Source organism: Kitasatospora sp. NPDC050463, assembly GCF_040655255.1.
Taxonomy (GTDB): Bacteria; Actinomycetota; Actinomycetes; order Streptomycetales; family Streptomycetaceae; genus Kitasatospora.
Map to the genome: position 1 here is coordinate 1 of NZ_JBFAJO010000125.1, position 13,786 is coordinate 13,786.

General features: G+C 70.0%; 13 protein-coding genes and 2 pseudogenes. 7 read left to right on the plus strand and 8 right to left on the minus strand.

Going from position 1 to position 13,786, the window contains the following annotated elements; translation table 11 throughout:
* A pseudogene (locus AB0J08_RS38905) lies at positions 1-212 on the plus strand (IS630 family transposase); the annotation flags it as partial.
* A gap of 135 nt (positions 213-347) precedes the next feature.
* Here the strand turns inward: AB0J08_RS38905 and AB0J08_RS38910 are convergent.
* A complete protein-coding gene (locus AB0J08_RS38910; RefSeq protein WP_360644022.1) occupies positions 348-842 on the minus strand; it encodes a MarR family transcriptional regulator in 495 nt (164 codons plus the stop codon).
* Positions 843-937: 95 nt separating this feature from the next.
* Between AB0J08_RS38910 and AB0J08_RS38915 the strand changes: the two genes are divergently transcribed.
* Genes AB0J08_RS38915 through AB0J08_RS38925 form a run of 3 tightly spaced genes read left to right on the plus strand, consistent with a single transcriptional unit; the run spans position 938 to position 2,857 of the window.
* Positions 938-1,396: an SgcJ/EcaC family oxidoreductase gene (locus AB0J08_RS38915; protein ID WP_360644025.1), complete on the plus strand. Its 459-nt coding sequence runs from the start codon at positions 938-940 to the stop codon at positions 1,394-1,396.
* 58 nt (positions 1,397-1,454) lie between these two features.
* Positions 1,455-2,126, plus strand: a complete 672-nt coding sequence (locus AB0J08_RS38920; protein ID WP_360644028.1) for an SgcJ/EcaC family oxidoreductase — start codon at positions 1,455-1,457, stop codon at positions 2,124-2,126.
* Positions 2,123-2,857, plus strand: a complete 735-nt coding sequence (locus tag AB0J08_RS38925; RefSeq protein ID WP_360644031.1) for an SDR family NAD(P)-dependent oxidoreductase — start codon at positions 2,123-2,125, stop codon at positions 2,855-2,857. The genes AB0J08_RS38920 and AB0J08_RS38925 overlap by 4 nt, the downstream gene beginning before the upstream one ends.
* Positions 2,858-3,098: 241 nt before the next feature.
* Here the strand turns inward: AB0J08_RS38925 and AB0J08_RS38930 are convergent.
* Together AB0J08_RS38930 and AB0J08_RS38935 are read right to left on the minus strand one after the other, a co-directional pair.
* Positions 3,099-3,329: pseudogene (locus AB0J08_RS38930) on the minus strand (transposase); the annotation flags it as partial.
* Positions 3,330-3,459: 130 nt separating this feature from the next.
* Positions 3,460-4,617 carry an FAD-dependent monooxygenase gene (locus AB0J08_RS38935; protein ID WP_360644034.1) on the minus strand — a complete coding sequence of 386 codons (1,158 nt, stop codon included), beginning with the start codon at positions 4,615-4,617 and terminating at the stop codon, positions 3,460-3,462.
* A gap of 73 nt (positions 4,618-4,690) precedes the next feature.
* On the opposite strand from AB0J08_RS38935, the gene AB0J08_RS38940 reads away from it, so the two are divergent.
* Positions 4,691-5,248 (plus strand): TetR family transcriptional regulator C-terminal domain-containing protein, encoded by a 558-nt coding sequence (locus AB0J08_RS38940; protein ID WP_360644037.1) that lies wholly within the window; start codon positions 4,691-4,693, stop codon positions 5,246-5,248.
* Positions 5,249-5,432: 184 nt separating this feature from the next.
* Here AB0J08_RS38940 and AB0J08_RS38945 read toward each other — a convergent pair whose 3' ends face one another.
* On the minus strand, positions 5,433-6,626 hold the full coding sequence (locus AB0J08_RS38945) for a serine hydrolase domain-containing protein (protein ID WP_360644039.1): 1,194 nt from the start codon (positions 6,624-6,626) through the stop codon (positions 5,433-5,435).
* 207 nt (positions 6,627-6,833) lie between these two features.
* Positions 6,834-7,118, minus strand: coding sequence for a UDP binding domain-containing protein (locus tag AB0J08_RS38950; RefSeq protein WP_360644055.1), 285 nt, complete (start codon positions 7,116-7,118; stop codon positions 6,834-6,836).
* A 313-nt stretch (positions 7,119-7,431) separates the two neighbouring features.
* Here AB0J08_RS38950 and AB0J08_RS38955 point away from each other — a divergent pair, with 313 nt between their 5' ends.
* Positions 7,432-7,929 carry a DUF6191 domain-containing protein gene (locus AB0J08_RS38955; RefSeq protein ID WP_360644042.1) on the plus strand — a complete coding sequence of 166 codons (498 nt, stop codon included), beginning with the start codon at positions 7,432-7,434 and terminating at the stop codon, positions 7,927-7,929.
* An 816-nt stretch (positions 7,930-8,745) separates the two neighbouring features.
* On the opposite strand, the gene AB0J08_RS38960 is transcribed toward AB0J08_RS38955, so the two are convergent.
* Complete coding sequence (locus tag AB0J08_RS38960) at positions 8,746-9,726, minus strand: NADPH:quinone reductase (RefSeq protein WP_360644045.1); 981 nt, start codon at positions 9,724-9,726, stop codon at positions 8,746-8,748.
* 22 nt (positions 9,727-9,748) lie between these two features.
* Positions 9,749-10,321, minus strand: coding sequence for a PadR family transcriptional regulator (locus tag AB0J08_RS38965; protein WP_360644048.1), 573 nt, complete (start codon positions 10,319-10,321; stop codon positions 9,749-9,751).
* Between the two features lie 113 nt (positions 10,322-10,434).
* Here AB0J08_RS38965 and AB0J08_RS38970 point away from each other — a divergent pair, with 113 nt between their 5' ends.
* Positions 10,435-10,854: an ester cyclase gene (locus tag AB0J08_RS38970; RefSeq protein ID WP_360644051.1), complete on the plus strand. Its 420-nt coding sequence runs from the start codon at positions 10,435-10,437 to the stop codon at positions 10,852-10,854.
* A gap of 539 nt (positions 10,855-11,393) precedes the next feature.
* Here AB0J08_RS38970 and AB0J08_RS38975 read toward each other — a convergent pair.
* Positions 11,394-13,142 (minus strand): cellulose-binding protein, encoded by a 1,749-nt coding sequence (locus AB0J08_RS38975; RefSeq protein WP_360644052.1) that lies wholly within the window; start codon positions 13,140-13,142, stop codon positions 11,394-11,396.
* Positions 13,143-13,786 lie beyond the last annotated feature (644 nt).

Below are 13,786 nucleotides of genomic sequence, written 5' to 3' on the forward strand. Positions count from 1 at the left end.
TCAACCAGGTCGAGCGCTGGTTCGGCTTCCTCACCGACCAGATGATCCGCCGCGGATCCCACAAGAACGTCCAGGCCCTCGAACGCGACATCCGTAACTGGATCAAGAACTGGAACGAGGACCCCACCCCGTTCACCTGGACCAAGACCGCCGATGAGATCCTCGACTCCCTCGCCCGCTTCTGCCGACGGATCTCCGGCGCAGGACACTAGAAGTGAACAGAGCCAGACGGCATTCCAGATCGCCAACTACTTTTCTTCACAATCGAATTCAATCCGGCCGGGGTCAGCCGGGTGCTGGTTGAGTGCGGCGTCGCAGGACCGTCCCGGCCCGTTCGAGGGCGGGCCTCAGGCCTGGGTCCCGGGGCGGGACCTGGCGCGCCGGGGTGCGGTCTGGCTGCGGATCTCCTCGGTGGCTGCGCGGAAGGCGGGCGCGGCGCGCGCGAAGTAGTCGAAGAGCACGGCCTGCTGCTCCGGCGGGTAGCTGCCGATCACTGCGGCGATGTGTCTCCGGGCCGGGCCGACGACGTCCTCGATCCGGTTCAGCGCTTCCGGTACGGGCTCCACGATGACCCGGCGGCGGTCCGTCGGGTCGGCGACGCGGCGGGCGTAGCCGGCCCGTTCGAGGCGGTCGATGAGGCGGGTCGTCGCCCCGGTGGTCAGCCCGGTGCGGGCGGACAGCTCGCCGGAGGACAGGCTCCCCTCCAGGGTGATCAGGCTGAGGGCGTACCACTCCGAGGTGTGCAGCCCCGCCGCCTCTGCGCTGGCCAGCCCCTGGAGACCGACGGCGTCCAGGTACTGCCGGAAGACCGTGTGCGCGTCCGTGCCATCGCCTGTTGCCATTCTCCGGGTCTCCTTCTACATTAATACCTGCACGCATGCAGATACTGCACCTGAGCAGCGTCTGCTCCAGTCTAACTAATGGGGAGTGGTCCGTCATGCAGTCCACCAGCGAGTCCGGCGCCACCGCCGCCGTCCAGGCCGTGCTGAACCGGCTGATCGATGCCTGGGGGCGCCAGGACGCCGAAGGGTACGGTGCGCTGTTCACCGAGGACGCCACCTACATCTCGTACGTCGGCACCTACTACCAGGGGCGTCGCGACATCGTCGAAAGTCACCGCGCCCTCTTCGGCGGCTTCGCCAAGGGCACCAGGCTGGCCGACGCCGTTCTCGACATCAGGTTCCCGGTACCCGGCGTGGCCGTGGTGAACGGCCGCGGCGACACCTACAAGGGCAAGCGGCCCGAAAGGCTCAGCAAGATCCAGACCTACACCCTGGTCCGCGAGGACGACGGCGAGTGGCGGATCGCCGCCTTCCAGAACACCAAGCGCCGGCCGCTGATGGAGGCCGTCTCCTACCGGCTTGCCCCCGGCCTGGTCCCGGCCGCACAGCACTGACGCCTCCATGTCCCGCACCCGCACCCGCAGTTCCGACCCGACCTTACGGAGACGTCGTATGTCCACCGACCGGATCACCCTGCCGACCGCAACGCCGCCCGCAACGCCGCCCGCAACACCGACCGCATCCCGCTCCGGCCGCTCCCGCCGACGGACCGTCAAGCGGGCCCTCGTCGCCACCGCCCTGGTGCTCGGTCTGACGGCCGGCGGCGGCTACCTCTGGCTGTCCGCCACCTCCGACGTCAAGGTCACCGGTAGCGCCGCCTGCACCGACGTGACGGCCACCGGCCCCGGCGACCGCGACGCCGTCTGCGGGACCCTGTCCGCGCTGACCAGTGCCTGGGGCGACGGCGATGCCGACGCCTACGGCCGGCTCTTCACCCAGGACGCCACCTACACCACCTACCTGGGCACCCACTACCAGGGACGCCAGGACATCACCGAGGCCCACCGCGCCCTGCTCGGTGGCTTCCTCAAGGGCACCCGACTGGCCGACTCCATCCTCGGAATCCGCTTCCTCGGGCCCGACGCGGCCCTGGTCACCAGCCGCGGCGACACCTACACCGGCAGCCGGCCCGACGAACTGACCAAGGTACAGACGTACACCCTGGTCCGCGAGGACGACGGCGGGTGGCGGATCGCCGCCTTCCAGAACACCCAGCGCCAGTCGGTGATGGAGAAGGGGTCCTTCCTCCTCGCGCCCGGTACCGTCCCAAGGGCCGAGAAGTGACCACCCGCCACGCCCTGGTCACCGGGGCCGGCACCGGGATCGGCCGCGCCTTCGCCCGTCGGCTCGCCGCCGAGGGCTGGACCGTCACCGCCGTGGGCCGCGACCAGGAGCGGTTGCGCGCCCTCACCGACGAACTCGGACCGCGCCACCGCCACCTGGCCGCCGATCTGACCACCCCCGACGGGCTGGCCCGGATCACCGAGGACCTCGCACGACACCACGTCAACCTCCTGATCAACAACGCCGGCGTCGCGCACCACGGCCTATTCCACCGCACCCCGGCACCAGAGGCCGTCGCCGCCCTGCGCCTCAACTGCGAAGCCGTCGTCACCCTGGCCCACACCTTCCTCACCCAGGCCCGCGACGGCGACGCCCTGATCAACATCTCGTCCACCCTCGGCTACGCCCCGACCCCCGGCCTCGCCGTCTACAGCGCCGGCAAAGCCTTCGTCACCACCTTCTCCGAGGCTCTCTGGCACGAGCAACGACCACGCGGCGTCCACGTCATGGCCCTCTGCCCCGGCCCGACCGCGACCGAATCCGCGGCGCGGCACAACCAGGACGTCCCGGCAGCCCTGATCCGGACGCCGGAGGCGGTGGTCACCACCGCGCTGCGCGCCCTCGACCGGCGCACCCGCCACACCGTCGTCCCCGGACCGGCGAACTCGCTGTTCGCCCTCGCCGCACGTCTGCTACCACGCCGCCTGATCCTCGCGGCGCTCAGCCGCTAGGTAGCCCTCGATCGAGGTCTTGCACTCCAGGTCGATACTCACCTGATCCAGTGCTTGTCGACTTGTGAGTGCGCGGTGCCCCGCGTCGTCCGGACGACTAAGTGGTCGGCTCCGGAAGTCCTTCGGGGGTTGATCAAGCTGCTGGCGCGACGGAGGATTCTTCGTGTCGGTCGGCGGTGTGCTGGTCGAGCCTGGCCAGCAGATCGTCCAGGTCGTGAACGACGGCGGCCGCCCAGACCGCTCAGAATGCCGTTCGTAGGCGGCGGAGACATATGAGGCTGCAGGCCAGTTCAAGCAGGCCCTGGTGGAGGTCGGCGCGTCGTTCGTAGCGGATGCGTAGTCGCTTGAACTGGTGCAGCCAGGCGAAGGCGCGCTCGACCACCCAGCGCACTTTGCCCAAACCGGAACCGTGGGCGACGCCGCGTCGGGCGATCATTGGTTTGATGCCGCGCTTCCACAGCAAGCGGCGGTACGCTCCCACAGGTCGTCCGGAACAAGATCAGTACGCATCCGGAAACCTTGCCCACCGTGACCGCCAACGGCAAGACCCGCAGCTTGACTTGGCTCAGAAGGTGCCTGTGAGGTGGCGGACGGGAGCCATATCAGTTCAGCGACGGCGGGACCCAGGCGTGGTGACGCAGGATCATATGTATGGCGACCCGGGACGGTGTCAGTCGCATCGCCGTGTTCCGCAGGGCGACGGCCAGCGGGTGGGACAGTTGCTGGCCCATTTTCCCGGCCTGCCGGGCGGCCACCGCGACGGCCTGGCTCCGCGGCCGGCGCTCGGCGTCGTAGCGGGCGAGCGCGGTCTCGACGGTGGACTCGGCATCCAGGGCGGCCGCCAGAGTGACCGCGTCCTCCAATGCCTGGCAGGCGCCCTGTCCCAGGTTGGGGGTCATCGCATGGGCCGCGTCGCCGAGCAGCGCGATCCGCCCGACCGCGTATGAGGGGAGAGGCGTGCGGAGTTCGTTCACGTCGTGATGCAGCACGGCCTCGGGTCGGGTCGCGTGGAGTAGAGCGGGGATCGGGGCGTGCCAGGTGTGGAATCGTCGGCGCAGTTCGGTCAGGGGGTCGGCGAACCGCGTTCCGGCGGGGAGGCTGAGGACGGCGTGCCACTCGGCCCTCCCGTCCAGGAATGCGATGTGTCCGAACTCCGCGCCTCGGCCCCAGGTCAGCTCGAAGTCGGTACGCAGATCGACGGCGTGCTCGGTGATCCCGCGCAGCACCGTCGAGCCGCTGTGGACCGGGCCGGGGTGGTCTGGGAAGAGTTGGTTGCGGACTGTGCTGCCGATACCGTCGGCCGCCACCACCAGATCGGCCTGCAGGGTCGTGGTGTTGCAGCCGACGCGAACCGGCCCCGAACCGGCCTGCTCGACCGTTGCCGCCTCGGAGCCGATCGCCAGTGACCCGGCGGGCAAGGCTTCGCGTAGCAGTCGGTGCAAGGTGGAGCGGGGGATGCCCATGATCGGTGTGCCCACTGCCTTCTCCAGTGCTGATCCGTCCATCCGGGCCAGCCAGCCGCCCCGGGGTGTCCGGGTGCCGCCGCTGTACTGGCCTCGCGACGCGTCCCGAATCGCCCCGCCGACCCCGAGCTCGTCCAATGCCCGCAGGCCGTTGGCAGCCAATGAAATGCCTGCCCCCGCGTCCTCAACCAGTGACGACCGCTCAAGGACCGTCACGTCCCAGCCAATGCGGTGCAGGCCTATTGCGGCGGCCAGCCCGCCTATTCCGCCTCCGACCACCACTGCCGTGTTGCCCATGACCGAACCCCCGTTCTTCTACATCCGTAGAAGCGGACTCTATCGTGCGCCTCTACGGGTGTAGAAAGGGGGCATGGCTTCCGACCGGCGCACCCTCCTCGCAGACGCAGCTCTCGACGTCCTCGCCGAAGAAGGGATGCGCGGCCTGACCCACCGCGCGGTCGACCGCAGAGCAGCCATGCCGCCCGGCACCACCTCGGCCTACTTCCGCACCCGCGCCGCCCTGCTGACCGGACTCGTCGCCCGCCTGGTCCAACTCGACCAGGCGGAACTGCACACGACGGCCGACGAGCTTCCACCCCTGCGTACCGTCGAGGAACTGGTGGACGGCATGGTGACGCTCACCCGACAGCGGCTCACCGGCGAGGGCCGCCGACGCTCGCTCGCCCGCCACGCTTGCGCCGTGGAGAGCGTGCGCGACAAAGAACTGCGCGAGATCCTCGCGCCCCGCGAGAACGCCGGCCGCAAGGCCGTCCGGCTGTTCCTCGCCAAGCATGGCGTAAGCGACGTCGAGAACCGCACTCACACTCTGCTGACCTGCATCGACGGACTGGTCTTCGATCGACTGGTGAACGGCGGCGAAGTACCGCGCGAGGCCCTCGAAGGACTGGTCGCCGCCGCGCTGCGGTAGACCCAAGGCGTCCACGGTCCCGCTCGAAACAGCTGGCAGCCTCAGCTGTCTCCGCCGCCTACGAACCTCATTCTGAATCGATCACTAAGGCACGTGCTTCCGCCTGTTGGGCAAGCCCTCGCCAACCGCAGCCTCCCCCTCCTCCTCCACGGCCAGTGCTCCGCGTAGCCCCCCGGGGTGCCGCTCAGCGGCACAAGGCCGTGGTCATGACGCTGTCGAGGTGCTTGGCGACCGCAGCGTCGGAGGACTCGACGGTCGCCGCGACGCTGGCGGCGCGCCGGCCGCCCTCGGTGGCACCGGCCCGGGTCTTGTACCCGGGGATGCCGCCGCTGTGTCCCCAGTACACGCCGTCGCCGCATGGCAGCGGCATGCTCGCGAGCCCGAGCCCGTAGCTGATGCCGGGGCCCAGCTCGGTGGTGGGGACGGTGGTGCGCATCTGGGCGAGCTGGGCCTCAGGAAGGAGGTCACCGCCCAGCAGCGCGCCGTAGAACCGGTTGAGGTCGGAGTCGGTGGAGATCATCTGGCCCGCCGCCCAGGTCCAGGAGGGGTCCATCTCCGTGAAGTCGCGCAGCGGAGCGCCGGCGTCGGTCCGGTAGTAGCCCTGGGGGTGGGGTTCGCGGATGCCCTGGTCGCCGGGGGCGGGGAAGTAGGTGTGGCGCAGCCCGATGCGGTCGATGACGCGGCGGGTGATCTCCTCGCCGATGGGCCGACCGGTGACCTTCTGGACGATCAGGCCGGCCAGCACGTAGCCCGTGTTGTTGTACGCCCACTTCGTGCCGGGGGCGAATTCGGCCTTCTGCGCCAGGGCCATGTCGATGAGGTCGCGGGGCTCGAAGTACCGGTGCTGGGCTGCGGTGATGTCGCTCAGCTGCGGAGAGGCCAGGTACTCGGGCAGTCCGCTGGTGTGCTGCAGGAGCTGGCGGACGGTGATGTTGCGTCCGTCGATGCCGTCCCCGCGCACCAGGCCCGGCAGGTAGGTGTCGACCGGGGTGTCCAGGCCGATCTTGCCCTCGCCGACGAGTTGCAGGACGACCACCGCGGTGAACACCTTGGTGTTGCTGCCGATCCGCACCTGGCCGTCGACCGGCACCTTCGCGCCGGTGGCCGGGTCGGCCACGCCCGCGGTGTAGTTGCGGGCACGGCCGCCCCGGTCGGTGACACTGGCGAGTACGGCGGGCACGCCGTCGTCGCGCACCAGGACGTTCAGGCCCTGCTGGACGCCGTCCGGCCTGGCGGAGGCGAGGGCCGCGGTCGGCGCCAGGACACCCGCCGTCATGACGCCGACGGCCACCGCGACCGCGGCCGTCACGGCTGCGCGCCGGCGCCCGTCCCGTCGCCGCGCGGAAGAACGCAACCTCGGCGATGCCTGCTCACTCATGGGCCAACTCCTGTGAATCGTCGGGAGACCATTGGTATGTGCCGGAGCCAGCATGTCCGGGCACGGCCACCCAAGACGATCATGCTCACCCCCGTCCCCCGGGTGGGGTTAACCCCCCGGCCACCCCCGGCCGCCCCGCCCCGGCCGCCGTGCGCGCGTGCGGCAGCCGAACCGGGAGGATGTGGGCGTGCCGTGAGGCCGGTGCGGTCAGGGGCGGCCGAGGGCGCGGAAGGTCCAGCCGGCCTCGCGCCAGCTGTTCGCGTTGAGGGTGCCTCGCGCGTCGATGACCTCGGGGACGGCGATGTGGCCGTGCAGGTCTCCCGGGTCGGCGTCGGAGTCCTGGGGCCAGTCGGTCAGGTGCAGCAGCAGCCCGGCGCCGGTGACGGCCTGGGTGGGGTCGTCGGCGTATTCGAGCTGGGGGTAGGCCCTGTGGGCGTTCTCCATCGCGGCGGGGTCGTGGACGGTGACCTCGGCGCCGGCCCGCAGGGCGATGAAGAACTCGACGGGCGCTCTTCGTCGCTCGGTGCAGCGGCGGAGCTCGCCGAAGTTGGCGAGGCCTACTGACGGGCGCTCTGAGCAGGAGAAGACCCAGTGGTGCCGGGCGGCCTCCGGGCTGGCGATCGCCGCGTTCCAGGGCTACGACAGCACACAGACCGACCTCTGAACCCGGGCCCGGCCCTACTACGGCCGCGACAACCAGCCCCGAGATCCATTTCCGGACCAGCCGATGTCATGGAGGTGCTTCCCGCGGGACGCCTTCGACAGTACGGTCGGGCGCATCACTTACGACCCCGGAGGGTTCCGCATGTCCGCGCGCTATTGGGCCTGCGGCAGCCGTGCCCGTTCGACGTCGACGTGCTGGGGGCTGCGTCGGTGGGAACCCCCGGAGCAGGAAGGCCGTTCGTCCAACGATGACGCGGCGGAGGGGACGGGGCGGCAAGTGCCCCGTCGGGGTGGAAGGCTGACGGTTGTGGCGACGTTCTTTGCGGTGTCCTTTCCCGGCCTCGCGGTCCTGGTGATCGCTTTCGTCGGGCTGGAGACGCTGTTCCGCCGATTCACGGCCTTCAGCTTCGTACCCGAGCGGCTTCGCCGGCGGCGGGAGGCACGTTCCCTGTCGAATGTCGCGTTCGACGTATTCACCACCTCGGTCAACGGGAACAAGGAGTACGAACTGGACGAGCGCGCCGCGGCGACGATGCTGCGGGACGAGGAGAGCGACGGCGCGCCGCCCCGCTCAGCCATCGACCTCAGCGCCGGCAAGGCGGTCATCGTCCTCCCGCGACACCGGGACGGAAAGCCGTAGGCCTACGGCAACACTGTCACCGAGCGGGTACCTGGTCCGCCGAAACACGTCGTCCGGTACCGGAGCCCCGCAGGAACTCACTCAGCCGCTTCGTCCATGCCTGCCGACGTACGGGCCAGCAGCACCTGCCGGGTGGCCCTGCCGCTCGCGCCGGGACGACTCGGTTGGATGACAGCGGACACCGACCGCTGTCCAGCGATGTGATCAGAGCCCGGTGCACAGCGTTCACGTGGAAGAGTCGGTGGGGAGTGCCGAGACGCCACGCCCCTTGCACGAGACGGCATTTCGTGGCCCGGCAGGAACGGACAGCCCATCGGCTGAGTCTGGTCGGCATCGCGGTCATGGACGAAGGGCGGTGATCGGCGAGCGGGTGCCCGTTCGACGATCACCGCAGGGGAAGTTGAGGTGTTCCCACCCTGTGGTGAGCCGCGGCGGTACGAGGGTGGCCAGGTCGCTGTGCCGGCGGCACGGTGGTGGGAGGGAGCTGTCCGCTTCGTACGTCGCTGACTGGCAGGCGGCCGTCGCGCTGTGGGAGCCAGTGCCTGTCTCGGCGCTGGTCGGCCCGCGAGCGGTGGGCCCGAGACTCTGCGACCGCGAGGCCGACGATGGCGGCGAGCATCCGCGCCGTGCGGTGACGACCGCGATCTGGGGTCGCCTTCCTGATCTCGCAGGTCAACGCGAAATCAGAGGTTCTGTCATAGGAGGCACACTCAGGTCTTGTCTCGGCTGAGAACGTCGCGCGCCCCTGGTACCGCTCGGCTGCTGCCTCGGCTGATCAGGGGGCGCACCCGTGGGCGTGGTGAACGACAGGCGGGGTCACTGGGGGAGGGTGACCAGGACGCGGCCGCGGCTGCCGGCGTCGACGCGGTCGTGGGCCTTGGCGATGTCCGCCAGTTCGTAACGGTCGCCGACTTCGACGGTCAGGGCGCCCACGGCGGCCGCGGCGGTCAGATCGCGTGCTGCCCGGCGTTTCGCCTCTTCGGGGAAGTCGTCGCTGCCGATCAGGCGCAGGATGACGTTGTTGAACAGCAGCGGCCAGAAGGGGATCTCGGTCCGGTCCGCGCTCGTCGCGTAGGCGGCGATGACCGCGCCGTTCGCGACCACGGCGTTGTCGAGGTCTGCGTTGTCGGACAGGGATACCTCGATGATCCGGTGCACGCCCTCGGGCGCGTACGCGCGGATCGCCGCCGCCGGGTTCCCGTGGTCCAGGGCCACGGCGTGGGACACGACAGCCGGATCGACCTGTGCGAGATCGGCGCCGTGCCGGACAGTGGCGATCACCCTGGCCCCGCCCCAGCGGGCGAGCTGCGCGGCCAGGGAGCCGACCCCGCCCAGAACGCCGTGCACCAGCACGAGCTTGCCGTCGACCGGTCCGTCGGCGAACACGGCGCGGTGGGCGGTGATGCCGGGGATGCCCAGGGCCGCGCCGACTTCGTCGCTGAGGTGGTCGGGCAGCGGAACAGCCAGATCGGCGGGTACGACGGTGTACTGGGCGGCCGTGCCGAAGGGCCGGTAGGACTGGGCGCCGTAGATCCACACCCGCTGTCCGACCCTGCGCTCGTCGACTCCCTCGCCCGCGGCGTCGACGACTCCGGCGGCGTCGCTGTGCGGGATCACCCGTGGGTAGGGCATCGAGGAGCCGAGCCAGCCGCGCCGCTTCTTGGTGTCGCCGGGGTTGACACCGGAGACGGTGACGCGGACGCGGACCTCGCCGGGGCCGGGGGTGGGGTCGGGCATCTCGCCGACGCGTAGCACGTCGGCGGCGGGGCCCTGTCGGTCGTACCAGGACGCAAGCATGAGCGGTTACCTCCGGGGCTGGTCAGCGCACAGGTCGTCCGAGCGTAGAGGGGTCTGTCTCGGTGCGCGCGGTGACTGGCTCGTCACCGTCCAGAACCTGGTGCAACCAGGCCCGTTCGGCGCTACTGATGGCGCGGGCGGTCAGCAGCATGCCGCGCCGGTAGGGGTCGGCCATGTCCTCGGCACGCAGCGGCCGGTCGCCGTCGTAGAAGAAGCTCGCCGGCTCCTCCAGGAACTCCAGTCGCCGCCGCAGCACCGCGTGCTGTTCGGCGACGTCCGGCAGGAGGGACAGGAACGCCAGTACGGTGAAGAACCGCGTGAAGTCGCTGATCTCGTGGTCGGCGGGCGCGCGCAGCCGCTTCAGCAGGTCGGTGCGCCCGGCGTCGGTCACGCTCAGTGTGTAGCGGGCCGGGCCCGCGGCCGGGTCCGCGCGCCGTTCCAGCAGGCCCGCCGCGGCGAGACGCTTGATCGCCGGGTACAGACTGCCGTCGCTGACCGGCCGGGTGTAGCCCGTCAGCTCCGAGAGTCGGCGGCGCAGTTCATGTCCGGGCAAGGGCCGCTCGGCCAGGAAGCCCAGTATCGCTAGGTCAAGCATGTCCCTATCGTCCCACACGTACATCGATTCGATGCACACATCGAATCGATGTACTGTGGTACTTCCGCTCGCTCGTTGCGAGGGGCAGTGCAAGAAGAGAGAGGCGGACGGACATGTCGCCGCAATCCACCGAATCCGTGATGAGTCGCTTCGTCGAGTTCATCAACACAGCTGACGAGGACCTTGCCCGTGAGGTCATCGCACCCGATGCCGAGTTTCATGCGCCGAGCCACGCGGAACCGCTGCGGGGCCCTGAGGGCTACCTGGAGCTGATCGCGATGATGCGCGCGGGGTTCCCGGATGTCCGGTGGACTCTGGAAGAGACCGTCACCGAGGGCGACACGGTGGCCGCCCGGTTCACCATGCGCGGAACGCATCAGGGCGAGTTCTTCGGAATCCCGGCCAGCGGAAAGACCATCTCGGTCCAGGCCATGAACTTCTACTACCTGGCCGACGGAAAGATCATCAAGGAGCGGGGCCAGCCCGACCTCCTCGGGGTGATGCAGCAGATCGGTGCCGTGCCCGCGCCTTGAGAGCGCAGGTCCGTCGGCGGCAGCGCCGGACGTCCACCGGCTTCCGGCGGTGCGAGGGTGGTGTGCCAGACCATGGTCCTGGCGCACCACCCTCGTCTCATTGGGACTGCAGCCCGCGCACCAGGGGGCACCGCGCGACTGCGCCACCGAACGATGGCCGTCGACGCCGGTGGGGCCAAGGAGGGCAAGCGCCAGGAGGCCGGCCCGGAAGCGGCTTGTTCTAGCTTCTGACGCGGTGAGAACGATCATGGTTCGATCGGCGCGAGGGTGCTGACGCGGTTTTCGCACTCGCGGCGGGGCCTTGCGCTGGGCCGGGACCCGCGACGCCCTGGGCGCCGTCGAGCGGCTGGCAGTGGGCGAGGAGCTGGCGGTGCACCGCGGGGACGGCGGTGACGCGCAGGGTGTAGCCCTGACCGCGCCGTACTGTCACGCCCTGGTCGACAGCGGCGCGCGCCGACGCCGGCGCGGAGGCCAACGGCCCGGCGGGCCCGCCACGGGTGGGTGGCGTGCGCGCCGGGCCGTCAGTCACTCACGCGGTCTCACTTCCCGTGCAGAGCCTTGCGGCGACGTCCGCGAAGCACCAGGACGCTTCCGACAGCGACGGCCAGCAGGCCACCGACGGCGCTGTACGTGACAGCGTCGCTCGTCCCGGTGGCAGCCAGGCCGCCGGACGTGCTGCTCGGGCTCGGGCTGGGGCTCGGGCTCGGGTGGCCGACGGGCGCGCCCTTCTCCGCCTGTGCACGGGTACCAATCGTGCCGGAGGCGGAGACAACCGGCGTGGCGGCGGTCGGCGTGGCGGCGGTCGGCGTGGGGAGGGGCGACGGCTTGTCAGCGCCGGTGGTCCCCGACGCGGGCTTCAGCTGAAGAGTCGTGATCGAGTACGGCGGCAGCGTCTGTGCGACCGCCGTGCCCCGCTCCGCCGTCGTCAGGGCGGTGTCTCCCTGGGCGTACGAAACGGTCGTGACCGCCCCTGCGGCCGGGGTGAATCCGGCGTACGAGAGCGACACCTGCGCCGCGTTCTGCGGGCTCTTGTTGATCAACATGACGTTCAGACCGCCGTTGCCGCTCCGCACCGCGTGCACAGCAACCGACGAGTCGCCCGAGGACGACTTGACCATGGTGTCGCCGGGCTGCGCCAGTGCGGTCAGCGAGCGGATGCCCCAGTAGGTGGAGAAGGGCGTGTCGCGCGGCGGTTGGCACTTCCCCCCGGCGCAGGTTCCGGCGGAGAGAATGCCCCCGTCCTGGTAGTCGGTCTCGCCGTAGACGGTGGTGGGTGCTTGGTCCGTGCCGTTGTGCAGGTTCCACCAGTCCACGTGGGTGGCACCCTGCTCGAACCAGGTCATGTAGGTGTCCGGCGCGAACAGGGCCGCGGCCTGGCTGGTCAAGGCGGGCGAGCCGACGCCGTCGGTCTCGGTGACCGCGATCTCCACCGAAGCGGCGCGCGAGCCCGCGTACTTGGCGATCAGCGAGCGCAGCTCGGACGTGGTACCGGCGATCCGGGAGGGGGTGTTCAGCAGGTCGGCCGTGGTGGTGCCGCCCGGATACCAGTGGACGATGACGAAGTCGATCGAGCTTCCCGCGATGGAGAGCACCGTGTTGTTCCAGTCGGCGGTGTCACCGGGAGCCTTCTCCTTGTCCGGCCAGCCGCCGGGGGTGGTGAGCACCGCTCCGATCTTCACCGTCGGGTCCACGGCCTTCATCGCCTGCGCGTAGGCGATCAGGTTCTTCGCGTACGCCGTCGGGCTCTTGTCGGCGTGATCGTCACGCTCCCAGCCCTTGCCGTCGCCATAGTGCCCGTTGCCGTAGACCTCGTTGCCGATCTCCCAGTACTTAACGCCGTAACCCTTGTCGACGTTGGAGTACTTGACCCAGTCGGCGGCCTCCTGGACGGTGCCGGAACCGTAGTTCGCGGTCAGGATCGGCTGGGCGCCGACCTTCTTCGCGATGTCCATGAAGCGGTCGAAGTTGGTGTTGGAGGGGATCCAGCCCTTGCCGTCGCCGGCGGTGTGGGTCTTCCAGTGGTAGTCGTCCGCGCCGGAACCGCCGGGATAGCGCAGCTGCCGAACTCCCGCGGCCTTCATCAGCGAGGTCACATTGGCGTCCCCCATGTGCTCGTCGCCGAAGCCCAGATTGAGGCCGGCACCACTGCTGGGCACCGTGCCCAGGGAGGTACCGGCATCCACACTGATGCCGACGGTCGGCGCGGCGCCCGCGCTGGGCGCCAGGGCACCGACACCGGCCGAGGCGGCGAGCACCGCCACCGCCCCCACAGCAAGATGCCGGAGCATCCGGCTACGGCGGGGCGTGCGCTCCCGAGGCATCGGCTGCTCGGCGGATTTCGGGTCGTGTGGTGACACGTGGGGCTCCGATCGGGTGTTGACACAGAGGACGTAGCGCCGCTGACCACGGCTCGCCCTCGTCGGTACACCCCTTAGTGGCCACCCGGAGCGAAAAGGTTGCCGTCCGTCTCAATAGTTTTTCGCCGAGACGCGGTCGCACCGTCTCACCGGACCCGGCGCCCCCGTGACCCGGTGACACGCCCGGGCTCCCTCTCCACCTCGATGGCGCGAACCGTCACATGCTTCCGGCCGCACACCGCCCCGCAGTGGCCGGGCGGCTGAAGCCGCACAGGAAGCACAGGAAGAGACAGACGGCGGCAGCCGCCCATCAACCGCCACGACCACCGTCACTCCAGGCCGTGGCCGCTGTCTCAACGACGACTCCGAGGAAACCGCTTGCAACTGACCTGGCCTGCTGAAACTGCTGCTCGTCCAGTGGCGTATATCGGCTACCCCGGCCGGCGAAAGGCTCTGGACGGGGTCGGGCGCCGGGTTGCCGCCCGGGCCCGACCCTGTGGTGGTTCAGCTCTTGCCGGTCAGGCGCCAGACCTGGTTCTTCTTGGTGGCCAGGGCACTGGCGGAGTCACAGGTCC

Coding starts and splice junctions, on each gene's coding strand:
- AB0J08_RS38910 (WP_360644022.1), bottom strand. CDS start 842: ATGGCAACAGGCGATGGCACGGACGCGCACACGGTCTTCCGGCAGTAC.
- AB0J08_RS38915 (WP_360644025.1), top strand. CDS start 938: ATGCAGTCCACCAGCGAGTCCGGCGCCACCGCCGCCGTCCAGGCCGTG.
- AB0J08_RS38920 (WP_360644028.1), top strand. CDS start 1,455: ATGTCCACCGACCGGATCACCCTGCCGACCGCAACGCCGCCCGCAACG.
- AB0J08_RS38935 (WP_360644034.1), bottom strand. CDS start 4,617: ATGGGCAACACGGCAGTGGTGGTCGGAGGCGGAATAGGCGGGCTGGCC.
- AB0J08_RS38940 (WP_360644037.1), top strand. CDS start 4,691: ATGGCTTCCGACCGGCGCACCCTCCTCGCAGACGCAGCTCTCGACGTC.
- AB0J08_RS38945 (WP_360644039.1), bottom strand. CDS start 6,626: ATGAGTGAGCAGGCATCGCCGAGGTTGCGTTCTTCCGCGCGGCGACGG.
- AB0J08_RS38955 (WP_360644042.1), top strand. CDS start 7,432: ATGTCCGCGCGCTATTGGGCCTGCGGCAGCCGTGCCCGTTCGACGTCG.
- AB0J08_RS38960 (WP_360644045.1), bottom strand. CDS start 9,726: ATGCTTGCGTCCTGGTACGACCGACAGGGCCCCGCCGCCGACGTGCTA.
- AB0J08_RS38965 (WP_360644048.1), bottom strand. CDS start 10,321: ATGCTTGACCTAGCGATACTGGGCTTCCTGGCCGAGCGGCCCTTGCCC.
- AB0J08_RS38970 (WP_360644051.1), top strand. CDS start 10,435: ATGTCGCCGCAATCCACCGAATCCGTGATGAGTCGCTTCGTCGAGTTC.
- AB0J08_RS38975 (WP_360644052.1), bottom strand. CDS start 13,142: ATGCTCCGGCATCTTGCTGTGGGGGCGGTGGCGGTGCTCGCCGCCTCG.